The following is a 24,248-nucleotide window of genomic DNA, read 5'->3' on the forward strand; positions in this document are numbered from 1 at the left end:
CCAGATTGTAGTGATGTGAGTGTTCAGTGGTTGTGGCCGCTGTCCAGGATCCGTTTGATCGACTGGCCAGCCGCCTCGATATGTTGTTTGAGCAGCACCACAGCCTCGTGTTTGCGGCGGGCGCGACACAGCGCCAGCAACTGGGCGTGCTCACGTTCGGCCTTGTCCACTCCGTCGCTGGCAAACAGCAGCTCGAAGCGTACATAGCGGTCACAGCTCAGATTGATCTGGGCAATCAGCTCCAGCGCCTGGGGGCGACCGGCAGCCTGATAGAGGGTGGCGTGAAAACTGTGGTTCAACTCTGCCCAGTGTTCGATCTGGGTGCCTGACTCGAGCGCCTGATCAAACTGGGCCAGGATGGCCTCTGCCTTGGCAAAGGTCTCCTCCGTCATCAGGTCGACGGCGTGAAACAGGGTATCGGCTTCCAGCAGGGCTCGCAAATAAAAGAGCTCCTCGATGGCCGAGGCGTCCAGCATGGTGACCACGGCGCCGCGGTGGGCCTCGAATTTCACCAGTCCCTGGGCCTCCAGTTGCATCAGGGCTTCCCGCACCGGAATGCGGCTCACCGCCAGCTCCTTGGCGATGGCATCCTGACGAAGAGGGGCGCCGGCGGCAAACTCCCCACGCAGGATCCGGCCGCGGAGGTTCTCCATCACCATCTGGGTTCGGGTCTTGTAGGGTGGGGTCATGGTCGGGTCACAGGGGAATCGTTACAAAATTGTATATTGTATAAAGTTGGGCTGAATCTAACGCGCAACCGCCCACAAGGCAAGGTTTGGCGGGGATCAAACGCCACCATCTGGTTAAAAAAATACCGGTCAGCAGGGCTGACCGGTATTGGAGTTTGCAAGAAGACGGGGGCTGGCGTTACAGCTGCGGACCTGCCGCGACCAGGCGCTTGCCCTCTTCGTTGTCGGTGAAGCGCTCGAAGTTCTTGATGAAGCGCTGGGCCAGATCCTCTGCCTTGGCATCCCACTCGGCCTTGTCGGCATAAGTGTCACGCGGGTCGAGGATCGCCGGGTTCACGTCGTGCAGTGCGGTCGGCACTTCCAGATTGAAGACCGGCAGTATCTTGGTCTCGGCTTTCTCGATGGAACCGTCCAGGATGGCGTCAATGATGGCGCGGGTATCCTTGATGGAGATGCGCTTGCCGGTGCCATTCCAGCCGGTGTTGACCAGATAGGCTTCCGCGCCGGCCGCTTCCATCCGCTTCACCAGCTCCTGACCGTACTTGGTCGGATGCAGGCTGAGGAAGGCCGCACCGAAGCAGGAGGAGAAGGTCGGAGTCGGCTCTGTGATGCCGCGCTCGGTACCGGCCAGTTTGGCGGTGAAGCCAGACAGGAAGTGGTACTTGGTCTGCTCCTTGGTCAGCTTGGAAACCGGGGGCAGCACGCCGAAGGCATCGGCAGTCAGGAAGATCACCTTGTTGGCATGACCCGCCTTGGAGACCGGCTTGACGATGTTCTCGATGTGATAGATGGGGTAGGAGACACGGGTGTTCTCGGTCTTGGAGCCATCATCGAAGTCGATGGTGCCATCGGCGGCAACGGTCACGTTTTCCAGCAGCGCATCGCGACGGATGGCGTTGAAGATGTCCGGCTCGGCTTCTTTGGAGAGCTTGATGGTCTTGGCGTAGCAGCCCCCTTCGAAGTTGAACACGCCGTCATCGTCCCAGCCGTGCTCGTCATCGCCGATCAGCTGACGCTTGGGATCGGTGGAGAGGGTGGTCTTGCCGGTGCCGGAGAGGCCGAAGAAGATGGCCACGTCGCCGTCCTGACCCACGTTGGCGGAGCAGTGCATGGAGGCAATACCGCGCAGGGGCAGGAAGTAGTTCATCATGGAGAACATCCCTTTCTTCATCTCGCCACCGTACCAGGTGCCGCCGATGAGCTGGATCTTCTCGGTGAGGTTGAAGGCAACGAAGTTCTCGGAGTTGAGACCCTGTTCCTTCCAGTTCGGGTTGGTGCATTTGGCACCGTTCATCACCACGAAGTCAGGTTTGAAGGCTTTCAGCTCTTCATCGCTCGGGCGAATGAACATGTTCTTGACGAAGTGAGCCTGCCAGGCCACCTCTGTGATGACGCGCACGGCCAGACGGGTATCCGGGTTGGCACCGCAGAAGCCATCGACCACAAACAGGCGCTTGCCGGAGAGCTGTTTGGTCACTAGGGATTTCAGATGTGACCACACTTCCGGGGTAATGGCTTTGTTATCGTTTTTACCCTGGTCAGACCACCACACAGTATTCTGGGTGGTGGCGTCTTTGACGATATATTTATCTTTCGGGGAGCGGCCTGTAAAGATACCGGTGTTGACGTTAACGGCGCCCAGTTCAGTCACTACACCGCGCTCGAACCCTTCCAGGTCAGAACGTGTCTCTTCTGCGAAAAGCTGGTCGTAAGAGGGGTTGCGAACGATTTCTTGGCTGTTTTTGATGCCGTACTGGTCCAGTTCTAATTGTTGGGCCAGGGTGGGTTCTGCCACGATTGTCATTGTATTCTCCTGGGTTCAGAGGTTGGTAGGGTTCTATCTGGCATTCATCCTATCACTTAGGTGGTAGAGTTTAGCGATCGCCATCAAACTTTATAAAATAGGGTATTTTTTTGTTATTTAAGTTAAAGGCGGGTTTTGCCCGCCTTCAATTAGTGTAACTTGTTTGCATCATTATCGGGAGCCCTGCTGAACAGGGTTTCGACGTCGATCCCATCAAATCGGTACTGGGCGCCGCAATAATCACAGTGCATGTCGATCTTGCCGAGCTCCTGCACCATCTCCAAGACTTCTTCCTTTTCTATCTGCAGCAGGGCCCCTTCACAGCGTGCGCGGGAGCAGGTGCAACGGAACTCGACTGCCTGGGGATCGAACACACGCACCTTGTCCTGGTGATAGAGGCGGTAGAGGATCTCTTCCGCTTCCAGCCCGAACAGCTCTTCATCCTTGATGGTGGCGGTGAGCTGGGTCAGGTGATCGAAATCTGCGCTATGATCCTCGCTCTGGGCGGGCAGTGCCTGCAGCAATATGCCGGCGGCGCGCGGTTCACCCTGGTGGTAGCCGGTACGGATCCACAGCTTGGTGGCCAGCTGTTCGGATTGGGCGAAGTAGTGCTCCAGGCAACCCGCCAGGGTATCGGCGTCCAGGGCAATGATGCCCTGATAGCGCTCGCCCTGCTCCGGAGTGATGGTGATGATCAGCTGGCCGTTGCCAATCAGGCTCTGCAGCTTGCCATCGCTCGGCAGCTCCCCTTCATAGCGGGCCACGCCGCGCAACTGCTGGTTGTTGTCACCGTTGATCACCGCCAGACGGACAGGGCCATCACCCTGCAATTGCACAGTGATGGAGCCTTCGAACTTGAGGGTGGCGGTCAGCAGGCTGGTGGCGACCAGCAGTTCACCCAACAATTTTTGCACCTGCACCGGATAACTCTGGGCTTCCACCACGTGGCGGTAGGTGTGATCCAGCTGGACCAGCTCACCCCGGACTTCGTACTCTTCAAACAGATAGCGATACAGGAGATCTTGGTTACTCATCATGCATTCCTGGGTTCTTAGGTGAGGTAAATAGATAAAAACAATAATAAACAGGTGGTTAGGAACTTATCTCGCCCCCTGTCGTCATAAAAGGGCCACGTTGGCGAGTCAGTATTGCTTGACCTTGATCAGCTGGCGCCGCTCCTGCTTGTCGGGGCGACGCTCGGGGCTCGGGGCAAACTGGCTGTTGAAGCGGCGCGCCTCGCTGTTCTCGGCCCGTTTTTTCAGGCTGGCTTCTGTCTCTTCATAGAGCAGCTGGGCCAGCGGGGCGGACTTGCGCTGTTCGCTCACTTGCAGTACCCGCACCTCCCGCTCGTCCTGGCCCTGCCAGACACGGATGAGGGCGCCGGCTTCAACGGCCTTGCCAGGTTTGCTGCGCTGGCCGTTATAGTGCACCTTGCCCCCTTCAATCTGATCGCGGGCCAGGCTGCGGGTCTTGTAAAAACGCGCGGCCCACAACCATTTGTCGAGGCGGACCTGGGTTGTGGTTTCTGCGGGATTCGGCATGAATCGACTCCGGGATGGTTGAAAGGGGAGCCTGATTATACCAGAGGCAGGCCTCGGGATAGAAACAGGGGGGCTGATGGTGTGACGGAATGTCAATTTTCACAGCTTGATACCATCCGGTCGGTTGTCTCTGGGTCCATTGCCGTACACAATAGCCAACCGATTTGGAAGCCAGAATATATTGATAAACATGACGCTACCGTTCAGGGATGACTTGTTGAGCTCCCTTCTGGCCCGTTGCAAAACCGTGCCGCTCTCCCGTTTCAGCCAGCCCCTGTTCTGGCTCTTGCTGCTGTTGCTGGCCCACCAGTGCGCCGGTCTTACCTGGCGTCTGCTGGATCTCGGTAGCCAGCAGAGCAGTCAGCCCTGGCAACCGGCCGTGGCAGGCAGTCAGGGTCAGGGCAAGGCCCGGCTCGATCTCGGCGGCGTCAGCCGGTTGGCACTGTTTGGCAAGGCGAAGCAGCAGGCCCGGGCGGCCGATGCTGTCGCAGCCGACGCACCCAAGACCCAGCTCAATGCGCAGCTTAATGGTGTGCTGGCCAGTTCCGATCCCGCCAAGTCCATTGCCATCATAGCCCACAGCGGTGTGCAAAATTCCTATGGCATAGGTGACTTCATCGATGGCACCCAGGCCAAGGTTCGCCAGGTGTTTGCCGACCGCGTCATCATAGAACGTGACGCGCGTGACGAGACCCTGATGCTGGACGGGGAAGAGTACGGCAAACCCCTGCCCAAGCAGGGCAACCCGGATGAGAAGCTCTCCTCGGTGCGCAGCGAATTGCTGGGCAACCCCGGCAAGATCACCGATTACCTCAATATTTCACCGGTACGAGTGGATGGCCGCATGGTCGGCTATCGCCTCAATCCGGGCAGCAATCCAGAACTGTTCAATCAACTCGGTCTGGTCGCCAATGACATGGCGGTCAGCATCAATGGTCTGGATCTGCGGGATAACGCTCAGGCCATGCAGGCGATGCAGCAGGTGGCAGGCGCCACGGAAATGACCGTCACCGTCGAACGGCAGGGACAGCTCTACGACGTTTATGTCGGCTTGTCAGAATAATGATTTGGAGTAGCACCAAGAATGATAAATAAAGGGAAGAGCTGGCGTCTGGCCACGGTCGCGGCGGCGCTGATGATGGCAGGCTCTGCCTGGGCCACCGAGTATTCTGCCAGCTTCAAGAATGCCGACATCGAAGAGTTCATCAACACGGTCGGCAAGAACCTGAGCAAGACAATCATCATAGAGCCTTCGGTACGCGGCAAGATCAACGTCCGCAGCTACGACCTGCTCAACGAAGAGCAGTATTACCAGTTCTTCCTGAGCGTGCTCGACGTCTATGGCTTTGCCGTTGTGCCCATGGATAACGGCGTGCTCAAGGTGGTGCGCTCCAAGGATGCCAAGACCTCGGCCATCCCCGTGGTGGATGAGACCAACCCGGGCATTGGCGACGAGATGGTGACCCGGGTGGTGCCGGTGCGCAATGTCTCGGTGCGTGAACTGGCCCCCTTGCTGCGTCAGCTCAACGACAACGCCGGTGGCGGCAACGTGGTGCATTACGATCCCTCCAACGTGCTGCTCATCACCGGCCGTGCCGCCGTGGTCAACCGTCTGGTGGAAGTGGTGCGCCGGGTCGACAAGGCGGGCGATCAGGAAGTGGACATCATCAAGTTGAAATATGCCTCCGCCGGCGAGATGGTGCGACTGGTGACCAACCTCAACAAGGATGGCAACACTCAGGGCGGCAACACTTCCCTGCTGCTGGCGCCCAAGGTGGTGGCCGATGAGCGCACCAATTCTGTGGTGGTCAGTGGTGAACCCAAGGCGCGGGCTCGCATCATACAGATGGTGCGCCAGCTTGACCGCGATCTGCAGAGCCAGGGCAATACCCGGGTCTTTTATCTCAAATATGGCAAGGCCAAGGACATGGTGGAGGTGCTCAAGGGCGTCAGCACCAGCATAGAAGCGGACAAGAAGGGGGGCGGCACCACGGCCGGTGGCGGCAATGCCAGCATAGGTGGTGGCAAGCTGGCCATCTCGGCCGACGAGACCACCAATGCGCTGGTCATCACGGCCCAGCCGGATGTGATGGCCGAGCTGGAGCAGGTGGTCGCCAAGCTGGATATCCGCCGCGCTCAGGTGCTGGTGGAGGCGATCATCGTCGAAATCGCCGACGGTGACGGTCTCAACCTGGGGGTTCAGTGGGCCAATACCAACGGTGGCGGTACCCAGTTTACCAACGCCGGCCCAGGTATAGGTTCAGTGGCCATCGCCGCCAAGGATTACAAGGATAATGGCACCACCACGGGTATTGCCAAGTTGGCGGAGAGTTTTAACGGCATGGCTGCCGGTTTCTACCAAGGTAACTGGGCCATGTTGGTGACGGCGCTCTCCACCAACACCAAGAGCGATATTCTCTCTACCCCGAGTATCGTCACCATGGACAACAAGGAGGCTTCTTTCAACGTGGGTCAGGAAGTGCCTGTGCAGACGGGTAAACAAAATTCCACGTCCGGTGACACTACCTTCAGTACCATAGAGCGCAAAACGGTGGGCACCAAGTTGGTGGTGACGCCGCAGATCAACGAAGGGGATTCGGTGCTGCTTACCATAGAGCAGGAGGTTTCCAGTGTTGGCAAGCAAGCCAGTGGGACCGAAGGGTTGGGCCCCACCTTCGATACCCGTACCGTCAAGAACGCCGTGCTGGTCAAAAGTGGCGAAACCGTGGTGCTGGGCGGTCTGATGGATGAACAGACCAAGGAGGAGGTCTCCAAGGTGCCTTTACTGGGTGATATCCCTGTGTTGGGCTACCTGTTCCGCTCAACCTCCAACACCACGTCCAAGCGCAACCTGATGGTCTTTATCCGGCCCACCATATTGCGCGATGCCAACGTCTACTCGGGGATATCCAGCAACAAGTACACCATGTTCCGCGCTCAACAGTTGGAGGCGGCGGCTCAGGAGGGTTATCTCACCTCACCGGATCGGCAGGTGCTGCCCCAATACGGGCAGGATGTGGTCCAGTCACCCGAGGTACAGAAGCAGCTCGAGCTGATGAAGGCGCGCCAGCAGGCGACGGCCGACGGGGTGCAGCCGTTCGTACAGGGTAACAACTAATGGCGGCGTACCAGCTCGACGGAACGGATCTGCCAGCAGCCCTGCCCGAGCTGCCGTTTGCCTTTGCCCGCAATTTCGGCGCCATTCTGACCGAGCGGCAGGGGACTCCCCTGCTGATCTGTCGTCAGGGGGTCGCGCCGCAAACCCTGCTTGAAGTCCGGCGGGTAGCAGGCTGTGCCTTCGAAGTGGAGCAGCTTGGCAGTGACGAGTTTGAAGAGTTGCTGATGGCCCACTACCAGCGCGACTCTTCCGAGGCGCGCCAGCTGATGGAAGATCTCGGCAACGAGATGGACTTCTTCGCCCTGGCCGAAGAGCTACCTCAGAGCGAGGATCTGCTGGACGCCGATGACGACGCCCCCATCATTCGCCTCATCAACGCCATGTTGAGCGAGGCGATAAAAGAGGAGGCGTCCGACATCCATATCGAGACCTTCGAACGGGTGCTGGTCATTCGCTTCCGTATCGATGGCGTGCTGCGGGAGATACTGCGTCCCCATCGCAAGCTGGCCTCTCTGCTGGTGTCGCGCATCAAGGTCATGTCGCGGATGGACATCGCCGAAAAACGGGTCCCGCAGGATGGCCGCATCTCATTGCGTATCGGCGGCCGGGCGGTGGACGTGCGGGTTTCGACCATGCCGTCCAGTTACGGCGAGCGGGTGGTATTGCGTCTGCTCGACAAGAACAACGTGCGCCTCGAGCTCAAGCAGCTCGGCATGACGCTGGCCAACCGCAACATCATCAGCGAACTCATTCGCAAGCCCCACGGCATCATATTGGTGACGGGCCCGACCGGTTCGGGCAAATCCACCACCCTGTATGCGGCGCTCTCCGAGATCAACTCGCGGGATCGCAACATTCTCACGGTGGAGGACCCTATCGAATATGACCTCGAAGGGGTAGGTCAGACCCAGGTCAACAGCAAGGTGGACATGACCTTCGCCCGCGGCCTGCGCGCCATCTTGCGTCAGGATCCGGACGTGGTGATGGTGGGGGAAATCCGGGATCTGGAAACCGCCCAGATAGCGGTGCAGGCGTCGCTGACCGGTCACCTGGTGATGTCGACCCTGCACACCAACACCGCCATCGGTGCCATCACCCGAATGCGGGACATGGGGATAGAGCCTTTCCTGCTCTCCTCATCCTTGTTGGCGGTACTGGCCCAGCGGCTGGTGCGTACCCTCTGTCCGGATTGCCGCACTCCACGCCCCATCACTGAGCAGGAGCGGGAGGCCATGGGCATGGAGCTGGCGCCGGATCAGCAGGTGTGGCGCCCGGTTGGCTGCGAGCAGTGCAACCACACCGGCTATCGTGGCCGGACCGGCATTCACGAGCTGGTGGTGATCGACGAGGCGGTGCGCGAGGCGATCCACAGCGCCAGCGGTGAACTGGCCATAGAGCGGCTGATCCGCGGCCATACCCCCAGCATCCGCCGGGATGGTATCGACAAGGTACTCAAGGGCCAGACCAGCCTTGAAGAAGTGCTGCGCGTGACCCGGGAAGATTGATGTTCTGTCAGGCAAGCGATTTGAATCGGGATAGCAAGACGTCACAGTGCTAGGGCAGAGGAGCAAGAGTATTGTCAGCATTTGAATACAAAGCCCTCGACAGCAAGGGGCGCCAGAAGCAGGGGGTGACCGAGGGTGACTCGGCCCGTCAGGTACGCCAGCAACTGCGCGAGCAGGGGCTGACCCCGCTCGAGGTGAACGAGACCACAGAGAAGGCAAAGCGTGAAGCGAATCGCTTCGTGCTGTTTCGCCGTGGTGCCTCCACTTCCGAGCTGGCCCTTATTACTCGCCAGTTGGCGACTCTGGTTGGTGCAGGCCTGACTATCGAAGAGGCGCTGCGGGCAGTGGCCGAGCAGTGCGAAAAGGCCCACCTGCGCAGTCTGGTGGCAACCGTGCGCAGCAAGGTAGTAGAAGGCTACTCGCTGGCCGATTCGCTGGGGGCCTTCCCCCACGTGTTCGATCAGCTGTTCCGCTCCATGGTGGCGGCAGGGGAGAAGTCCGGTCATCTGGAGAAGGTGCTGAACCGGCTCGCCGACTACACGGAGCAGCGCCAGCACATGCGCACCAAGCTGCTGCAGGCGATGATCTACCCCATAGTCCTCACTCTGGTGGCGGTCGGGGTCATTTCGATCCTGCTCACTGCCGTGGTACCCAAGGTGGTGGCCCAGTTTGAACACATGGGCCAGCAGTTGCCTGCGACGACCCGTTTCCTCATCGGCACCAGCGAGCTGATGCAGCATTACGGCCTCTGGTTCCTTCTGCTGCTGTTCCTGGGTGGCTTTGTCTGGCGCTGGTGGCTGACCGACGAGAAGCGTCGCCGTCACTGGCATCAGGTGATACTGCGCTTGCCGGTCATAGGCCGGGTCAGCCGTGGTCTCAACACAGCCCGCTTCGCCCGCACCTTGAGCATCCTCAATGCCAGTGCCGTGCCCTTGCTGGAGGGAATGAAGATCGCCGGCGAAGTGCTCTCCAACGACTTTGCCCGTACGCGCATTGGTGAGGCCACCGAACGGGTACGCGAGGGGACCAGCCTGCGCAAGGCGCTGGATGAAACCAGGATTTTTCCGCCCATGATGCTGCACATGATCGCCTCCGGCGAGCAGAGTGGCGAGCTCGACAACATGCTGGAGCGGGCGGCGGACAACCAGGACAGGGAATTTGAAACCCAGGTGAACATAGCCCTCGGCGTGTTCGAGCCCCTGCTGGTGGTCTCCATGGCCGGGGTTGTGCTGTTTATCGTGATGTCGATCCTGCAGCCGATCCTCGAGCTCAACAACATGGTGAATTTATGATGTTGGTCCGCAGCCGCCCTTATCCGGTCGATCCTGCAGTCAACTCGCTGGAACTCAACAACATGGTGAATTTATAAGGTTCGGGTGTCCGAATACGCTTCGCTATTCGAACCTACAAATCCAATCGAACTCGCAGGTTCGATTAGCCGGCAGGCGTAATCGAACGATCGCGGTTTAACAGTTAATCGTTGATGGTTCATGCCATCTCATTTCGTTAGGGAGTCAGTCATGCAAAAGCGTCGTCAATCCGGTTTTACCCTGCTGGAAGTCATGGTGGTCATCGTGATCCTCGGGATCCTGGCCAGCCTGGTGGTGCCCAACCTGATGGGCAACAAGGAGAAGGCTGACCAGCAGAAAGCCGTCTCCGATATAGTGGCGCTGGAAAATGCCCTCGACATGTACAAGCTGGACAACAACCGTTATCCGACCACGGAGCAGGGCCTGGATGCGCTGGTCAACAAGCCGACCGCCGCCCCCGAGCCGCGCAGCTACCGTGACGGCGGCTACATCAAGCGCCTGCCGCAGGATCCCTGGGGCAATCCTTACCAGCTGCTGAGCCCGGGCCAGTTCGGCAAGATCGACATCTTCTCCATGGGGCTGGATGGCGAAGCCGGTACCGATGATGACATCGGCAACTGGAATCTGAAGGATTTCCAATAAGTGATTGATTGCGCTGCCATCAAGGTGCTGTGGGCGAGGCTGCCGTGAGGGGCTCCTCGTCTCGTCATCGCCAAGCCGGTTTCACCCTGCTGGAAGTATTGCTGGTGGCCATGCTGATGGGGCTGGTGGCCACTGCCGTCACCCTCAGCATGGGAGGGGCCAGAGGGGATCGCGAGCTCGACAAGCAGGCGCGCCGCTTCATGGCGACCCTGCAACAGGCGCAGGAGTATTCGGTGATGGATGGCCGGCTGGTGGGGCTGCGTATCGAGGCGAACGGCTGGCAGTTCATGCAGCGCGGGGCCAAGGATCGCAAATGGCAGGCGTTGACCGACGACAAGATCCTGGGGCAGGTCACACTGCCGGACGAGATGACGCTGGCCATCGAGCTGGAAGGGTTCAGCTGGCGGACCGAGTCCGACGAGAAAACCGAGCAGGGTCGTGACGAGAAGGAGCGCACGCCCCAGGTATTGATCTTCCCCGGTGGTGAGCTCAGCCCTTTCGTATTGACCCTGACCCAGCAGAATGAGGACGTGCGCTACCTGCGGACTGTCAAGGCGGATGAATTCGGCCGTTTGCGACTGCTGCAGGACGAGGAGGAAGAGAAGTGAACGCCCGTGGCATGACATTGCTCGAGGTCATGGTCGCACTGGCGGTGTTTGCCATCGCGGGTCTCGCCGTGATGAAAACCGCCAGCGAACACCTCTCTGCACTCAGTTATCTGGAAGAGAAGACGCTGGCGACCTGGGTGGTGGAAAACCAGCTGGTGCAGCAGAAACTCGAAGCCAAGTGGCCCGGCGACAGCTGGGTGGAAGGGGACGAGAAGATGGCTGGGCAGACCTGGTATTGGCGCTATCGCGGCGTCGCCACCGCCGACAACAACTTCAAGGCGCTGGATATGGAAGTGCGTACTGCCCCCAAGGCCGATAGCCCTGTGGCCATGATCCGGACCTATATCAGCCGATGAACCTGGTCAACGACACCCAAATAAAGTCCCGTCAGGGTGGTTTCACTCTGCTGGAGAAGCCGATGAGGCCATCGCCAGCGCAAAGGCAGCGAGTGCGGCATCATGGCCGTCAGGACGGTTTTACTCTGCTGGAGAGGCCGATGAGGCCATCGCCAGTACCCAGGCCGCGAGCTCGGCATCATGGCCGTCAGGGTGGTTTTACTCTGCTGGAGATGCTGGTGGCCATCGCCATCTTCGCCAGCCTCAGCATGGGCGCCTATCAGGTGCTGCAGGGGGTGCTCACCAGTGACGAGGTGGCCAAGAAGAAAGAGGCTCGTCTCTCCGAGTTGCAGCTTGCCTTCACCCTGATGGAGCGGGACATCACCCAGATGGTACCCCGCAGTGGCCGTATCGATGGCGAGAACAACAAGGTGCTGCTGGCGGCGTCCCGTTTTGGCCAGCAGAGCGATGACTGGGGCATGGCCTTCATTCGCGGTGGCTGGCTCAATCCGGATGGTATGCTGCCACGCTCCGGTTTGCAGCGGGTTGGCTGGCGGCTCAAGGATCACAAGTTGGAGCGGCTGAGCTACCTCTATCCGGATCCGGTGATAGGCACAGAGCCGCGTATTCAGCCCATGCTGGATCGGGTGACGGCGCTGCGGCTCTATTTCTACGACAAGGGTGCCTGGAAGGAAGAGTGGACCCAGCGCAACGTGCTGCCTTACGGCCTGGCGGTGGAGCTGGATCTGGAAGATTACGGCACCCTTCGCCGCCAGTTCCTGATAGGGGCCGGTGGCCAGCGAGCAGAAAATGCGAACTAAGCGGACAGCGGCTGGCAGCATGCCATCTTGCCGCCGCCAGGGCGGCATGGCCCTGCTGGTGGTGCTGCTCATCTTGTCGGTGATGGTGATCATCGCCAGCAACATGAGCGGTCGCCTGCAGCTGGAGCTGCGCCGTACCGGCAACCTCACCGCCGGCAAGCAGGCCTGGTGGTATGCCATGTCGGCGGAAGCCCTGGTGAGCAAGGTGCTGGCTCAGGATTTCAAGGACGACCCCAATGTGGTGAGTCTGGGCCAGAACTGGGCCAGGCAGGATGCTGTCTTCCCGGTGGATGACGGCAAGCTGACCGGTCGGGTGCGGGATCTGCAATCCTGCTTCAACCTCAACAGCCTGAGCGTGCCCCTGAAAGACGGGGTGAGCGGCGATGACCTCGAGAAGCAGCCCTATCAGGTCAAGGCGTTTCGCGCCCTGCTCAAGCAGCTCGAAGTCGAGGATTACGAGGCGGTGCAGCTGACCGATGCCATCCGCGACTGGACCGACAAGGATACGGCGCTGGTCTCCAGCTACGGTGCCGAAGATGCCTATTACGAAGGGCTGACGCCCCCTTATCTGACAGCGAACCAGTGGATGTTGAGCACGGATGAGCTGAGGGCAGTGCGCGGCGTGAGTGCCAAACTGTATGCCCGGCTGGCGCCCTATGTGTGCGCCTTGCCGACCGACAAGCTGGTAGTGAACATCAACACCATCAAGCCGGAGCAGGCCGCGCTGCTGGTGGCGCTTTATCAGGACAAGATTGGTCTCGATGACGCCAAACGGGTGCTGACCAGCCGCCCCCAGAAGGGGTGGAAGGATAAGAAAGCGATGACGGATCAGATGCCGGTGCAGGTGAGCAACATCCAGGGGCTGGATGCGGCGCTGGACGTCAAGAGCAGCTATTTCGAAGCCAAATTGATCGCCGAAGTCGGTGATACCCGGGCCAGGCTGGAGAGTGTCTTCGTGCGTGGCAAGGACAACAAGCTGGTGATGCTGCGCCGCCTCAGCGGTGGCGCCGAATAACAAACAGGTGTGGGTGACGGCTGATGGCCGAACCCGCTCTGAATCCGTATTGGACAGCAGCCAAAGGCTGCGCTCCCGCCCATCCTCTGGATGCGGACGGGAATGGCAGGAGAGATATTTGTGAGCGAGAGTCTGGTCATCCGTCTGGGGACCAATGCGCAGCAACCGGTCGAGTGGCTGGTGTGGTCGGCGAAGGAGGAGGAGATCATTGCCTCCGGTACCCTGGCCTCGGCCCATGCCCTCGGCGAGCTGCGGGAGCGTGCCGGTGGCCGCCCCGTGGTGACCCTGGTGCCGGGCAGCGACCTTATCTTCCGGCGGGTGAGCCTGCCGGGCAAATACAGTCGCCAGGCCGCGGCCGCCTTGCCCTATCTGCTGGAGGAGCAAATCGCCTCCGATGTGGATGAGCTGCATCTGGTGGTGCTGGGCCACGAGGGCCACGATGTGGACCTGATGGCGGTCGACAAGGAGAAGATGCAGACCTGGCTGGGCTGGCTGGAGGCGGCGGGCCTCAAGAGCCAGCAACTGCTGCCGGACGTGCTGGCGCTGCCTCAGGCCGCAGACGGCTGGTCAGCCCTGCAACTGGGCAAGGAGTGGCTGCTGCGCCAGGGCCCCTGTCAGGGCATAGTGGCCGACGAGCCGCTGCTGGCCATGTTGCTGGCGGTCGAAGCCGAACCGGTTACTATCCACAGCCATACCCCGGTACCGCCGATCCCGACTGCCAACTGGCAGGCGGCGGATCCCGAACTGCCCATGCTGCTGCTGGCCAAAGGGGCGTTGAACTGTCAGGCCAACCTGTTGCAGGGCCCCTACCGGCCGCAAACCGAATACTCCCGTTACTGGTTGCAGTGGCGCAAGGTTGCCGTGGTCGCCGGCTTGCTGCTGTTGGTGGCGCTGACCCAGCGCGGTGTGCATCTCTATCAGCTGGCGGAGCAGGACAAGGCTCTCAAAGCCGAGATCCGGCAGGTCTACACCCGTATCTTCCCGGGGGAGACCCGCATAGTGAACGTGCGCAGCCAGATGGCGCAGCACCTCAAGTTGCTGGGGCAGACCCCGCAGGATGGCGTGCTCTTGTTGCTGACCGAACTGGCTCCCACCTTCGCCGAGGTACCGGGTCTCAAGCCACAGGTGCTGCGTTTTGACGCCACCCGGGGCGAGCTGAGATTGCAGGTAACTGCGCCCGGTTTCACCGAGATAGAGCGTTTTCGCGAGCTGGCGGGCAAGCGTTTCGAGGTGCAGCAGGGTGAGGTGCGCAGCACAGAGGGCAAGGTTGAAGGGGCACTGGTGCTGAAAGGTAAATCATCATGATGGACAAACTACAAGGCTGGTGGCGCAGCATCAGCGCCCGCGAGCAGCGGCTGGTGGCAGTGGGTGGCAGCTGCCTGCTGATCGGGCTCTGCTACTGGGTCGTCTGGCAGCCCATCGCCAACCGCATCGCCGAGCGCGAGCGGCAGGTGCTGAGTCAGCAACAGACGCTCGCTTGGCTGAAAGATAAGGGGGAAGAGGTGCTGGCGATGCAGGGCGGTCAGGGCCGTCAGCTTGACACCAGCGGCACCCTGGAAGGGGTGGTTAACCGCACAGCCTTCAACCAGAAAATCAAGATTGCCCGTCTGCAACCCCAGGGTCAGGAGCTGCAGGTGTGGATCGACACAGTGCCGTTCGATGATCTGCTGATCTGGCTGGCGAGCCTAGCCGATCAGCACGGTGTCCAGGTGCAGGTCATCGAGGTGGCCCGTGAGAATCTGGCTCCGGGCCTGGTCAAGGTCAGACGCTTGCAGTTGAGTCGTCCCCAATGACATCCAGCGGGCTGAGTGCCGCCGAGTGCCCGGTATTTCGTCCCTGTGGGGCTCCGGGCTTGGTCAAGGCCAGACATTTTCAGTTGAGTCATTTTCTATGAAGAAAAAAGTACTGATCGCCGCCCTGTTTCTGGTGGCCTATCTCGGTTTTCTGTTGGTGAAGCTGCCCGCTACTCTGGTGGTGCGCCATCTGCCGTTGCCGCCCAACCTGGTGCAGCTGGAAGGGGTGAGCGGTACCCTCTGGAGCGGCCAGGTCGCCCGGCTGCAATATGCCAGCGAGTCGCTGACCCAGCTGCGCTGGGAGCTCAACGGCTGGTCACTGCTGCGTTTCGCCCCCGAGGTCTCTCTGCGTTTCGGCGATCGCAGCGGCCTCAATGGCCAGGGTGTGGTCGGCTGGAATGGCGCCGCCTTTGGGCGCGACATTACCCTCAATGTGCCCGCGCCCTGGGTGCTGGATCGGGTGCCCATGCGGCTGCCGTTCCCGCTGACGGTGGCGGGTCAGTTGCAGCTCAAGGTCGATCAGTTTGCCCAGGGCAACCCCTGGTGTGACAACCTTTACGGCAATCTCTATTGGTATGGCGCCGATGCCGATACCTCGGCCGGCAAGCTGCCGCTGGGGGATCCCGAGATCAAGCTGACCTGCATCGACTCCCGTCTGGTGGCCGAACTCAAGCAAAGCTCGGAGGCGGTGCAGGTGATGGGCAAACTGGAACTGCAGGCCAATCGCCAGTACCTGTTCCAGGGCTCTCTCAAACCTGGCCCTGAGCTGCCGGAAGAGATGAAGCAGGGACTGCCCTTCCTCGGTCAACCCGACGGTCAGGGCCGTTTCCCGCTGCGCTACCAGGGGCGTATCTGACGATATTGTCTGGTGTTGTGGACGCATGATGAAAATAACCCCGCTTCTGCGGGGTTATGTCGTTATGGGGTTTGTATGTCGCCAACCGGCGCCGTGATCAGGTGGTTCAGAAAGAGATTGAACAACTCGGCCCGCGAGCCGAGCCGCAGCTTGCCGTAGAGGTGCTTGCGGTGATTCTTCACAGTGCCGCTGCCAATCCCCAGCTCGGTGGCGATCGCCTCGGTATCCAGCCCCTGCAGCAGCAACCCCGCCACCTGCCGCTCCCGGCGGGTGAGCCTATCGCCCCCCACGCTTTCAATCGCCTGCTCCACAGCACTCTTGAGGCTGGCGCTGTCCGGCTGCGCGGTGCTCTGGGCCAGCAGTGGCTGGCTCTGCTGCCACTGCTGACGACAGAGAGAATGTACCAGCGGAAACAACTGCTCCAGCCTCGCCAGCTCGCTTTGGCTCGGGGTGCTGCGCTTGTCGAGGCGGCCGAGAAACAGCATCAGCGTCAGTCCGTCCCGCACTGGCAGGATCAGTCCCACCTCCTCCTGCCAGCCGGTGGCCTGATAGAAGTGATGACGATATTCAGGATCGAGCCGCCCTTGTGACACCTGCGCCAGGGTCCAGACGCCGGCAGGCAAGCCCTGCTCCAGCGCCTGCATAAAGGGATCCTGACTGAAGTGACTGGTGAGGTAGCGGTCAAACAGCAGGGCCCGCTGGTGGCTCAGGTTGTCGTAGAGGTAGACGGGGCGCTGCCCGACCCCGAGCAGCAGGGCGCAGTCGAACGCCACCTGCTGCTGGATGAGACGCACCAGGGCCGCCGGAAAGGCACTGCCGTGCAGGGCATCGACCACCTCGGTCATGCTGTGGGTCAGGGCATCAGTGGCGAATGGCGGAGTCATGGTCGTTGAGTCACGGTGGTGGGTTCCCGGTGGCGGGGAACATTTCCCTACTATGGCTGAATGCTAGCACGAGAGTGGCAAAACTGTCCCTCAGGGGACATATCCGCCTCCGGCCAGAACGGCGAGGATGACGGCTTTTCCCCCTGCTGTTGGAGAACCCATGATCAACCCCCACCTGCTCGATGAGCTGACCGAGCGCGGCCTTGTGGCCCAGAATTCCGACCCGGCGGCCCTGGCCTCCCACCTCGCCACGCCACGCACAGTCTATTGCGGGTTCGATCCCACTGCCGGCAGCCTGCATATCGGTCATCTGGTGCCGCTCTTGATGCTGCGCCGCTTCCAACTGGCGGGCCACACCCCGGTGGCACTGGTAGGCGGTGCGACCGGCCTTATTGGCGATCCCAGCTTCAAGGCGACCGAGCGCAGCCTCAACAGTACCGACACGGTACAGGGCTGGGTCGCCAGCCTGTCGGCCCAAATCAGAGCGCTGCTGCCCGCCGATGATGGCCTGTCGGCCCCGCAACTGGTCAACAATGGCGACTGGATGGGGCAGATGTCCGCCCTCGATTTTCTGCGGGATATCGGCAAGCACTTCTCGGTCAACGCCATGCTGGCGCGGGAGTCGGTGCGTCAGCGGCTGGCTCGCCCGGATCAGGGCATCTCGTTCACCGAGTTCTCCTACGCTCTGCTGCAATCCTACGACTTTGCGGTGCTGCACCAGCGACTCGGTTGCACCCTGCAGATTGGCGGCAACGACCAGTGGGGCAATATCACCAGCGGCATGGATCTCACCCGCCGCCTCCACCAGGCGCAGGTACACGGCATGACCCTGCCCCTTATCACCAAGGCAGACGGCACCAAGTTCGGCAAGACCGAGGGTGGCGCGGTCTGGCTCGATCCGGCACTCACCTCCCCTTACGCCTTCTACCAGTTCTGGCTCGGCACCGCGGATGAGGATGTCTACCGCTTCCTGCGCTACTACAGCTTTATGTCGCCGACCGAGATTGATGCACTGGAGGCGAAAGATGCCCAGCGGCAGGGGCGCAAGCAGGCCCAGCAGGTGTTGGCGGATGAGCTGACCGAACTGGTGCATGGCAAGGCGGCGCTGGCGGCGGTGCAGCGCATCAGTGAGCTGCTGTTTCGCGGCGACGTGGCCCGCCTTGGCGAGAGCGATCTTGCCCAGCTGGCGCAGGATGGCATGCCGAGCAGCACAGTCCGCGGCGAGACTGATCTGGTCAGCCTGCTGGTCAGCTGCGGTCTGGCGAACTCCAGGCGCATCGCCCGCGAGCTGCTGGCGGCGGGAGCCATCAGCCTTAATGGCGCCATCAGGCAGGATGATCAGCTCAGTGCCGAGGATCGGCTGTTTGATCGCTATCTGCTGCTGCGCAGGGGCAAGAAGCAGTACCAGCTGGTGGCGTGGTTGGGCTAGCCAGCTTCCCGACATCAACGAGAAAGGGCTGCCTGGGCAGCCCTTTCCATTGTGCGTCCTAACCTGTCAGCCGCTTTGCATGCTGGGGAGGGCGGTGAATCCTGTCCCCGTATCGGTATCAAGTAGCCAGCGGCAGCAGTTCGGCGTAGTCACGGAATACATCGGGGAGGGTGGTGAATCCTGTCCCCGTATCGGTATCAAATAGTCAGCGGCAGCAGTTCGGCATAGTCACGGATCGCCGGGAAGGCGGTGATGTGCTGCTCGGGCTGGCAACTGTCCGGATTCTGGATTGCAAGCTGATAGCCGATGCCGTAGTCGGCGGCGGCGCGCAGGATCCGCTCGCTGTCATCCACAAACAGGGTGCGGGCCGGATCGAACGCCAGTCGAGCAGCCAGCGCCTGCCAGCAGTGCTGGCTCTCCTTCGACCAGCCCAGCTCGTGGGTGCTCACCATCAGGTCCAGATGCCCGGCGAGCCCGAGCCGCGCCTCCTTGACCGACAGGCTGGCGGGGTGGGCGTTGGTAAACAGCACCAGCTGCTTGCCAGCCGCCCGCAGCTCGGCAAGGAAGGGGATGACGTTGGGCCGCCACTGGATCTTCTCCAGCAGCTCCTGCTTGAGGGCGCGAATATCCAGCCCCAGGGTCTGGCTCCAGTAATCCACACAGTACCAGTCGAGGGTGCCGCTGACGGCGTGATAGTGGGCATCGATCTGTGCTCTGGCTTGGTCCAGCGGCAGGTCGAGTCGCTCTGCGTAGCGTGCCGGCACCAGTTGTTGCCAGAGGTGGTTGTCAAAATGGAGATCGATCAGGGTGCCATCCATATCGAGCAGGACTGTGTCTATCTGGTGCCAGGGCAGCTGGGTCGGCATGGGGCCTCTTGGTGTCAATATTCGGGAGGAAAACGGGGCGGCATTATAACGGATTTTTCCGTCCGTTTTCCCACCCTTGCCCCGTGGTGTTCGGTGTGGGAGTCGTTTACTCTTGAAGCACTATTTTTTAACGAGCAGCCAACGCCCGATGAGTGACCACCACAAGAGCAAGCCCGAGCATATCTGTGTCGAGACCCTGGATCTCGACAAGAACAAGCCGGAGATCCTCAAGGCCGAGATAGTGGCCGAGAGCCGGCTGTTCAAGGTGGAATCCCTGCACCTAAAATTCTCCAATGGCGAGGAGCGAGTCTATGAGCGGATGCGGGGTGGCAACCGGGGCGCCGTCATGGTGGTGCCCCTGTATGACGCCCACACCCTGCTGCTGGTGCGCGAGTATGCGGCTGGCACTCACAGCTATGAGCTGGGCTTTCCCAAGGGGCTGATCGACCCGGGCGAGAACGCCTTCGAGGCGGGCAACCGGGAGCTGATGGAGGAGGCCGGTTTTGGCGCCAACAGCCTGATCCCCCTCAAGCAGGTGTCACTGGCGCCGGGTTACTTCTCCAGTCGGATGGACATACTGCTGGCACGGGATCTCTTCCCCGAGCAGCGAGTCGGCGATGAACCCGAGCCCCTGGAGGTGATCCCCTGGCCGCTCAACCGTATTGATGAATTGCTGGCGCGTTCCGACTTTACCGAGTCGCGCAGCATCAGTGCCCTGCTGCTGGCCCAGAAGTGGCTGGCGGAGCAGGAAAACTAGCCCGAACGTGGGCAAAGGCAATAAAAACAGAGGATAACAAGATGCAGGAGTTGTTGGCCTGGGTTCCAGGGGTCAAGGAGATCGCCCGCGAAGCGGGACGTATCCTTCACGAAATCTATCACGGCGGTCAGTTCGAGCGTCAGCTGAAGGAGGATGCGACCCCGGTCACCAGTGCCGATCTTGCTGCCGATGCCTACCTTAAACAGGCGCTGTCGGCGCTTACCCCCCACGTACCCGTGCTGACCGAAGAGGCGGCCGATGTGCCCTTCAGTCAGCGATCCAACTGGCGGCAGTACTGGCTGGTGGATCCCCTCGACGGCACCGGTGAGTTCATTGCCGGCAGCGGCGATTTCGCCACCCTGATCGCCCTGGTACGGGACAATGTGCCGGTGCTTGGTGTCATCTACGCCCCCGAGTCTGACGTGCTCTACTGGGCGGTGCGTGGTCACGGCGCCTTCAAGGAGGTGAACGGCGAGACCTTGCCCATCAGCGCCATGCATCACGAACATGACCAGCCAGACTCCCTGGTGGTGGCCATCAGCCGTCGCCAGAAGCTGGAGAACCTGACCCGTTGCCTCAATCCGGCCATCAACTACGAGCTGATCCCGCTCGGTTCCAGCTCCCTCAAGTCCTGCCTGGTGGCGGAAGGGGCCGCCGATTGCTATGTGCGACTCGGCCCCACCGGCGAGTGGGATACCGCCGCTGCCCAGTGCATCGTCGAGGCGGCCGGTGGTCGTATCCTCAGCCTGGCGTTGCAACCGCTCAGCTACAACGAAACCGAGTCGCTGGAGAACCCGGACTTCATAGTGATGGGAGATCCGGATCTCGCCTGGGGCACTATCCTCGCTCACTGAGTTGGCTGACATTTCACTGCAAGACTCAATCAGGCGACCTCATGGTCGCCTGATTGTCTGGTGTGATCCGCTGCTTTTATCAGGTAAGCATAGGAGTATCCACTGGCAAAGAACGTGAATGACAGTGGAACGTCATCATCGAGCGGGAAGATTTGGCATGGATTTTCAGGTAATCCTGCGAACGATCATTTGGTCAAAATAAAAAAGTGAGTATGAATGTAAATTTGGATTTATATATCGCATTTTTTCTTATTTGTAGTTTTACACGATCATCCAATCCCGATTGAATTCCCTATCTCACTGGCTTGAGCGCGTTATGGTAGTGATATGTTTCAGTCCCTTATTTTGAGAATTAAATCCTGATAAACCACAATATGCTCAGATTAAAACACTGACAAAAAGTGGATTAGTAATGAGTTTATCTGTAGATGTCGTCAAGGAGCTGTCCGCTTCCCAGCCAGCCGTTACCAGCACTGCCCGTTGGCGCAGCCATGATACCCACTGGGTGATCAGCCTGTTTGGCACCGCCGTCGGCGCCGGCATACTCTTTCTGCCCATCAACCTGGGTCTGGGGGGCATCTGGCCCCTCGTCATAGTCGCCGTACTGGCCGGTCCCATGACCTTCCTGGCTCACCGCGGGCTGGCCCGCTTCGTGCTTTCTTCCTCCCGTCCCCATGCGGACTTCACCGAGGTGGCCGAGGAGCACTTCGGCAAGATGGCCGGTCGGCTCATCTCGGCGCTCTATTTCCTCTCCATCTTCCCCATACTGCTCATCTACGGCGTCGGGTTGACCAACACGGTCGAGAGCTTCATGGTCAACCAGCTCGGCATGGCGACCCCGAACCGGGTGATGCTCTCCGGCATGCTGGTGTTTGCCATGATCGCCGTGATGATGGCCGGGGAGAAAGCGATGCTGCGCGCCTTTGCCTTCATGGTCTATCCGCTGGCAGCCATTCTGGCGGCGCTCTCCTGCTATCTCATTCCCCAGTGGCAGTGGCCGGAAGTCACCGCCTTTGATGGCGGCAGCTTCCTTAATACCGTCTGGCTGGCACTGCCGGTGACAGTGTTTGCCTTCAGCCACGCCGCCGCCATCTCCGGCTTTGCCAACGTGCAGCGCCGGGAATATGGCGAGCAGGCGGAGGCCAAGAGCGGCCTGATCCTGCGCAATACCACCATAATGCTGGTGGGCTTCGTGCTATTCTTCGTCTTCTCCTGCGTGCTGAGCCTCACTCCGGCCCAGCTGGCCGAGGCCAAGGCCCAGAACGTCTCAGTGCTCTCCTATCTGGCCAACATCACTGACAACCCTGTGATAGTGACGCTGGGGCCGCTCATCGCCTTTATCGCCATCAGCTCCTCCTTCCTCGGCCACTTCCTCGGTGCCCGCGAGAGCCTCAAGAGCCTGATCGCCAAGCCCACCGGCCTGTCGCTGGCCAAGGCGGACAAACTCGGCATCGCCCTGATGTTCTTTGCCATCTGGGGTGCAGCCGTCATCAACCCGGGTATCCTGGGTCTGATGGAGACCCTCTCCGGCCCCGTCATCGCCATGATCCTCTTCATCATGCCGGTGATAGCGGTCTACAAGGTGGAGGCGCTGGCCCGCTTCCGCCAGGGCTGGACCAACGGCTTCATCCTGCTGACCGGGTCGCTGGCGGTCTCGGCGCTGATCTTCAGCCTGTTGAAGTAACGGCGAGCTGCGGCAACAAAATGAGAGAGGCGACCCCGGGGTCGCCTCTCTTTTTTCATGGGGCCAAGGGCATCAGCCCAGCTTGGCGCCGTTCTCCACCGCCTGCTCAGGGATGGCCATCACAACCGCACCGTCAGCCCGGTAGAAACCGGTCAGCAGAAACTCCGACTGGATGGGGCCTATCTGTTTGGGGGGAAAGTTCACCACGGCGACTATCTGGCGCCCCACCAGATCCTCCGGCTGATAGAGATCCGTTATCTGGGCGCTGCTCTTGCGTACCCCGAGCTCGGGGCCGAAATCCGCCCATACCTTGTAGGCGGGCCGGCGTGCCTCGGGGAAGGGCTCGACCCGCACCAGGGTGCCCACTCTCAGCTCTATCATCTCGAACTGCTGCCAGCTTATGGTCTGCATCTTGGCTCCTCGTTTCATACACCTTGCATTGGCCTCAGCATGCCTCGAAACGGCGCTGGCTGTCTTCGGTGGCTGGCCGCCCTGTTACGGCAAAAGGCCGTTTTGCTGGCGCCAGAGGGAAGGAGCCAGCCCGCTCTCGGTCAGGAAGCGCTCGGCGAAGGCTCCCTGATTCTGGTAGCCGCAGCGACTGGCGATCTCGCCTATGGGCAGTTGGGTGTGGGAAAGCAGGGTGCGTGCCAGTGTCATGCGCCGTGCCCGTATGTAGTGGGAGACGCTCATCCCCAGCTGCTGGCGAAAGGTGTGCTTGAACTGACTCTGACCGAGGCAGGCGATGGCGGCGAGCTGCTCATTGCCAAGGGGCTCGGCGAGGTGGGCCTCGATATGGCGCTGCACCTTGAGGATACGGGCGGCAAGGCGAGGAGGTACAGAGGAGTGCATTCCTTGCCCTTGTGCCAGCAGGTCCAGCCACACCTGCTCCATGCCCACCACCTGTCGACCCGCTGCCACCATGCGGTGCAGGAAGGCGAGGTAGTGGCGCTGGGGCTCGTCCAGCTCGATAAAGGGGCGGGCCGCCAGATCGCCGGGGAGCCAGTCGCTCTCCTGCACCAGAAACGAGAGGGCCGGATCGGCGGCGTAGTCGTGCCGCTCGCCGGGGGCTATCACGCAGACAAAACCGGGGGCAAGGCGACGTCCCTGGCCCTGCACCTCGATCTCGAGGGGGCCGTCCAGGGGGATCACCAGCTGGGCGAAGTCGTGGCTGTGGCTGCTGATGTCGCTCTGGTAGTGGCGCAGGCTGAAGGGGGAGGCGGTAGATAGCAATGACGCGGCCTGGGGCCGCGTCATCTTCAAAGAGGGATTGCTGTTTGGCATAGGTCGCAGGTATTACTCTGCGTCGAAATCTTCGATCTCTTTGCCCAGCGCTTCCATGATGGCGCGCACCTCGGCGGGGACGCTGTCCGGATGATCCTTGCGCAGATCGTCGTCGCAGGGCAGCGGCTGACCGGTGAAAGCGTGCAGGAAGGCTTCACAGAGCAGCTCACTGTTGGTCGCATGACGCAGGTTGTTCACCTGGCGACGGGTGCGCTCATCGGTCAACACCTTCAACACCTTGAGCGGGATCGAGACAGTAATCTTCTTGACCTGTTCGCTCTTCTTGCCGTGTTCTGCGTAGGGGCTGACGTAGTCGCCGTTCCACTCTGTACCCATGATTCACCTGTTCTCATTTGGCCGTGAGCGCGGATTTTAACCCTTAAGGAAATTAATGGCAATCCAACAGCAAAGCCATTTAGACGTCCAGAAGTGTTGACGGCTTTTTTGCAGTGGCGT

The 24,248-nt window shown here is 60.7% G+C and carries 25 protein-coding genes; 16 read left to right on the forward strand and 9 right to left on the reverse strand.

The window, feature by feature from the left end:
• Window positions 1-23: 23 nt before the first annotated feature.
• The 4 genes from GWQ29_RS12205 to hslR all read right to left on the reverse strand — a co-directional run bounded on the left by GWQ29_RS12205 (window position 24) and on the right by hslR (window position 4,034).
• Window positions 24-689 (reverse strand): GntR family transcriptional regulator, encoded by a 666-nt coding sequence (locus tag GWQ29_RS12205; RefSeq protein WP_021139462.1) that lies wholly within the window; start codon window positions 687-689, stop codon window positions 24-26.
• A 178-nt stretch (window positions 690-867) separates the two neighbouring features.
• Window positions 868-2,493: a phosphoenolpyruvate carboxykinase (ATP) gene (gene pckA / locus GWQ29_RS12210; protein ID WP_058394887.1), complete on the reverse strand. Its 1,626-nt coding sequence runs from the start codon at window positions 2,491-2,493 to the stop codon at window positions 868-870.
• 149 nt (window positions 2,494-2,642) lie between these two features.
• Window positions 2,643-3,527, reverse strand: coding sequence for an Hsp33 family molecular chaperone HslO (gene hslO, locus GWQ29_RS12215; protein ID WP_275919525.1), 885 nt, complete (start codon window positions 3,525-3,527; stop codon window positions 2,643-2,645).
• Window positions 3,528-3,635: 108 nt separating this feature from the next.
• Window positions 3,636-4,034: a ribosome-associated heat shock protein Hsp15 gene (gene hslR, locus GWQ29_RS12220; RefSeq protein WP_005315870.1), complete on the reverse strand. Its 399-nt coding sequence runs from the start codon at window positions 4,032-4,034 to the stop codon at window positions 3,636-3,638.
• Between the two features lie 214 nt (window positions 4,035-4,248).
• Between hslR and exeC the strand changes: the two genes are divergently transcribed.
• The 12 genes from exeC (at window position 4,249) to exeN (ending at window position 16,037) form a co-directional block, all read left to right on the forward strand.
• Window positions 4,249-5,097 (forward strand): GspC family type II secretion system variant ExeC, encoded by an 849-nt coding sequence (exeC, locus tag GWQ29_RS12225; RefSeq protein ID WP_272481857.1) that lies wholly within the window; start codon window positions 4,249-4,251, stop codon window positions 5,095-5,097.
• Window positions 5,098-5,118: 21 nt separating this feature from the next.
• Window positions 5,119-7,152: a GspD family T2SS secretin variant ExeD gene (gene exeD, locus GWQ29_RS12230; protein ID WP_275919526.1), complete on the forward strand. Its 2,034-nt coding sequence runs from the start codon at window positions 5,119-5,121 to the stop codon at window positions 7,150-7,152.
• A complete protein-coding gene (gene exeE / locus GWQ29_RS12235; protein ID WP_275919527.1) occupies window positions 7,152-8,657 on the forward strand; it encodes a GspE family T2SS ATPase variant ExeE in 1,506 nt (501 codons plus the stop codon). Before exeD ends, exeE begins: the two co-directional genes overlap by 1 nt.
• Window positions 8,658-8,728: 71 nt before the next feature.
• Window positions 8,729-9,949 carry a GspF family T2SS innner membrane protein variant ExeF gene (exeF, locus tag GWQ29_RS12240; RefSeq protein WP_005315860.1) on the forward strand — a complete coding sequence of 407 codons (1,221 nt, stop codon included), beginning with the start codon at window positions 8,729-8,731 and terminating at the stop codon, window positions 9,947-9,949.
• Window positions 9,950-10,177: 228 nt separating this feature from the next.
• Complete coding sequence (gene exeG / locus GWQ29_RS12245; RefSeq protein ID WP_005315859.1) at window positions 10,178-10,609, forward strand: GspG family T2SS major pseudopilin variant ExeG; 432 nt, start codon at window positions 10,178-10,180, stop codon at window positions 10,607-10,609.
• A gap of 44 nt (window positions 10,610-10,653) precedes the next feature.
• Complete coding sequence (exeH, locus tag GWQ29_RS12250; RefSeq protein ID WP_265461996.1) at window positions 10,654-11,217, forward strand: GspH family T2SS minor pseudopilin variant ExeH; 564 nt, start codon at window positions 10,654-10,656, stop codon at window positions 11,215-11,217.
• Window positions 11,214-11,573, forward strand: coding sequence for a GspI family T2SS minor pseudopilin variant ExeI (exeI, locus tag GWQ29_RS12255; protein ID WP_058394892.1), 360 nt, complete (start codon window positions 11,214-11,216; stop codon window positions 11,571-11,573). The genes exeH and exeI overlap by 4 nt, the downstream gene beginning before the upstream one ends.
• Before the next feature lie 140 nt (window positions 11,574-11,713).
• On the forward strand, window positions 11,714-12,373 hold the full coding sequence (gene exeJ / locus GWQ29_RS12260) for a GspJ family T2SS minor pseudopilin variant ExeJ (RefSeq protein WP_125608847.1): 660 nt from the start codon (window positions 11,714-11,716) through the stop codon (window positions 12,371-12,373).
• A complete protein-coding gene (exeK, locus tag GWQ29_RS12265) occupies window positions 12,363-13,388 on the forward strand; it encodes a GspK family T2SS minor pseudopilin variant ExeK (RefSeq protein WP_275919528.1) in 1,026 nt (341 codons plus the stop codon). Before exeJ ends, exeK begins: the two co-directional genes overlap by 11 nt.
• Before the next feature lie 120 nt (window positions 13,389-13,508).
• Window positions 13,509-14,693: a GspL family type II secretion system protein ExeL gene (gene exeL, locus GWQ29_RS12270; protein WP_275919529.1), complete on the forward strand. Its 1,185-nt coding sequence runs from the start codon at window positions 13,509-13,511 to the stop codon at window positions 14,691-14,693.
• Window positions 14,690-15,181, forward strand: a complete 492-nt coding sequence (gene exeM, locus GWQ29_RS12275; protein ID WP_275919530.1) for a GspM family type II secretion system protein ExeM — start codon at window positions 14,690-14,692, stop codon at window positions 15,179-15,181. The genes exeL and exeM overlap by 4 nt, the downstream gene beginning before the upstream one ends.
• A gap of 97 nt (window positions 15,182-15,278) precedes the next feature.
• Window positions 15,279-16,037 carry a GspN family type II secretion system protein ExeN gene (gene exeN / locus GWQ29_RS12280; protein ID WP_058394896.1) on the forward strand — a complete coding sequence of 253 codons (759 nt, stop codon included), beginning with the start codon at window positions 15,279-15,281 and terminating at the stop codon, window positions 16,035-16,037.
• A 62-nt stretch (window positions 16,038-16,099) separates the two neighbouring features.
• Here the strand turns inward: exeN and GWQ29_RS12285 are convergent, their stop codons facing one another.
• Entirely contained in the window at window positions 16,100-16,921 is an 822-nt protein-coding gene (locus tag GWQ29_RS12285; protein ID WP_275919531.1) for a helix-turn-helix transcriptional regulator, read from the reverse strand.
• A 160-nt stretch (window positions 16,922-17,081) separates the two neighbouring features.
• Here GWQ29_RS12285 and tyrS point away from each other — a divergent pair, with 160 nt between their 5' ends.
• A complete protein-coding gene (tyrS, locus tag GWQ29_RS12290) occupies window positions 17,082-18,350 on the forward strand; it encodes a tyrosine--tRNA ligase (RefSeq protein ID WP_275919532.1) in 1,269 nt (422 codons plus the stop codon).
• A gap of 197 nt (window positions 18,351-18,547) precedes the next feature.
• On the opposite strand, the gene yrfG is transcribed toward tyrS, so the two are convergent.
• Entirely contained in the window at window positions 18,548-19,216 is a 669-nt protein-coding gene (yrfG, locus tag GWQ29_RS12295) for a GMP/IMP nucleotidase (protein ID WP_275919533.1), read from the reverse strand.
• A gap of 148 nt (window positions 19,217-19,364) precedes the next feature.
• Here yrfG and nudE point away from each other — a divergent pair, with 148 nt between their 5' ends.
• From nudE to GWQ29_RS12310, 3 genes are all read left to right on the forward strand, one after another.
• Window positions 19,365-19,973 (forward strand): ADP compounds hydrolase NudE, encoded by a 609-nt coding sequence (nudE, locus tag GWQ29_RS12300; protein WP_058394900.1) that lies wholly within the window; start codon window positions 19,365-19,367, stop codon window positions 19,971-19,973.
• A 41-nt stretch (window positions 19,974-20,014) separates the two neighbouring features.
• Window positions 20,015-20,827, forward strand: a complete 813-nt coding sequence (gene cysQ, locus GWQ29_RS12305; RefSeq protein ID WP_275919534.1) for a 3'(2'),5'-bisphosphate nucleotidase CysQ — start codon at window positions 20,015-20,017, stop codon at window positions 20,825-20,827.
• Window positions 20,828-21,239: 412 nt separating this feature from the next.
• Entirely contained in the window at window positions 21,240-22,511 is a 1,272-nt protein-coding gene (locus GWQ29_RS12310) for an aromatic amino acid transport family protein (protein ID WP_125597580.1), read from the forward strand.
• A gap of 72 nt (window positions 22,512-22,583) precedes the next feature.
• Here GWQ29_RS12310 and GWQ29_RS12315 read toward each other — a convergent pair whose 3' ends face one another.
• From GWQ29_RS12315 to metJ, 3 genes are all read right to left on the reverse strand, one after another.
• Window positions 22,584-22,922, reverse strand: a complete 339-nt coding sequence (locus GWQ29_RS12315) for a tRNA-binding protein (RefSeq protein WP_005315814.1) — start codon at window positions 22,920-22,922, stop codon at window positions 22,584-22,586.
• A gap of 84 nt (window positions 22,923-23,006) precedes the next feature.
• The gene (locus GWQ29_RS12320) at window positions 23,007-23,765 is read right to left on the reverse strand and encodes an AraC family transcriptional regulator (protein WP_275919582.1); all 759 of its coding nucleotides are present in this window, start codon (window positions 23,763-23,765) and stop codon (window positions 23,007-23,009) included.
• Window positions 23,766-23,804: 39 nt separating this feature from the next.
• Window positions 23,805-24,128: a met regulon transcriptional regulator MetJ gene (metJ, locus tag GWQ29_RS12325; RefSeq protein WP_005315809.1), complete on the reverse strand. Its 324-nt coding sequence runs from the start codon at window positions 24,126-24,128 to the stop codon at window positions 23,805-23,807.
• Between the last annotated feature and the right edge of the window lie 120 nt (window positions 24,129-24,248).

The sequence above is a fragment of the Aeromonas sp. 2HA2 genome, assembly GCF_029237345.1.
In the GTDB taxonomy this organism is placed as follows: Bacteria; Pseudomonadota; Gammaproteobacteria; order Enterobacterales; family Aeromonadaceae; genus Aeromonas; species Aeromonas salmonicida.

Excerpts from the sequence above, each read along its gene's own strand:
- GWQ29_RS12285 (WP_275919531.1), bottom strand. The coding sequence starts at position 16,921 with ATGACTCCGCCATTCGCCACTGATGCCCTGACCCACAGCATGACCGAG.
- hslR (WP_005315870.1), bottom strand. The coding sequence starts at position 4,034 with ATGCCGAATCCCGCAGAAACCACAACCCAGGTCCGCCTCGACAAATGG.
- cysQ (WP_275919534.1), top strand. The coding sequence starts at position 20,015 with ATGCAGGAGTTGTTGGCCTGGGTTCCAGGGGTCAAGGAGATCGCCCGC.
- exeM (WP_275919530.1), top strand. The coding sequence starts at position 14,690 with ATGATGGACAAACTACAAGGCTGGTGGCGCAGCATCAGCGCCCGCGAG.
- exeN (WP_058394896.1), top strand. The coding sequence starts at position 15,279 with ATGAAGAAAAAAGTACTGATCGCCGCCCTGTTTCTGGTGGCCTATCTC.
- nudE (WP_058394900.1), top strand. The coding sequence starts at position 19,365 with ATGAGTGACCACCACAAGAGCAAGCCCGAGCATATCTGTGTCGAGACC.
- GWQ29_RS12310 (WP_125597580.1), top strand. The coding sequence starts at position 21,240 with ATGAGTTTATCTGTAGATGTCGTCAAGGAGCTGTCCGCTTCCCAGCCA.
- yrfG (WP_275919533.1), bottom strand. The coding sequence starts at position 19,216 with ATGCCGACCCAGCTGCCCTGGCACCAGATAGACACAGTCCTGCTCGAT.
- exeE (WP_275919527.1), top strand. The coding sequence starts at position 7,152 with ATGGCGGCGTACCAGCTCGACGGAACGGATCTGCCAGCAGCCCTGCCC.
- tyrS (WP_275919532.1), top strand. The coding sequence starts at position 17,082 with ATGATCAACCCCCACCTGCTCGATGAGCTGACCGAGCGCGGCCTTGTG.
- exeD (WP_275919526.1), top strand. The coding sequence starts at position 5,119 with ATGATAAATAAAGGGAAGAGCTGGCGTCTGGCCACGGTCGCGGCGGCG.
- GWQ29_RS12315 (WP_005315814.1), bottom strand. The coding sequence starts at position 22,922 with ATGCAGACCATAAGCTGGCAGCAGTTCGAGATGATAGAGCTGAGAGTG.
- metJ (WP_005315809.1), bottom strand. The coding sequence starts at position 24,128 with ATGGGTACAGAGTGGAACGGCGACTACGTCAGCCCCTACGCAGAACAC.
- GWQ29_RS12320 (WP_275919582.1), bottom strand. The coding sequence starts at position 23,765 with ATGACGCGGCCCCAGGCCGCGTCATTGCTATCTACCGCCTCCCCCTTC.
- pckA (WP_058394887.1), bottom strand. The coding sequence starts at position 2,493 with ATGACAATCGTGGCAGAACCCACCCTGGCCCAACAATTAGAACTGGAC.
- hslO (WP_275919525.1), bottom strand. The coding sequence starts at position 3,527 with ATGAGTAACCAAGATCTCCTGTATCGCTATCTGTTTGAAGAGTACGAA.
- GWQ29_RS12205 (WP_021139462.1), bottom strand. The coding sequence starts at position 689 with ATGACCCCACCCTACAAGACCCGAACCCAGATGGTGATGGAGAACCTC.
- exeK (WP_275919528.1), top strand. The coding sequence starts at position 12,363 with ATGCGAACTAAGCGGACAGCGGCTGGCAGCATGCCATCTTGCCGCCGC.
- exeG (WP_005315859.1), top strand. The coding sequence starts at position 10,178 with ATGCAAAAGCGTCGTCAATCCGGTTTTACCCTGCTGGAAGTCATGGTG.
- exeJ (WP_125608847.1), top strand. The coding sequence starts at position 11,714 with ATGAGGCCATCGCCAGTACCCAGGCCGCGAGCTCGGCATCATGGCCGT.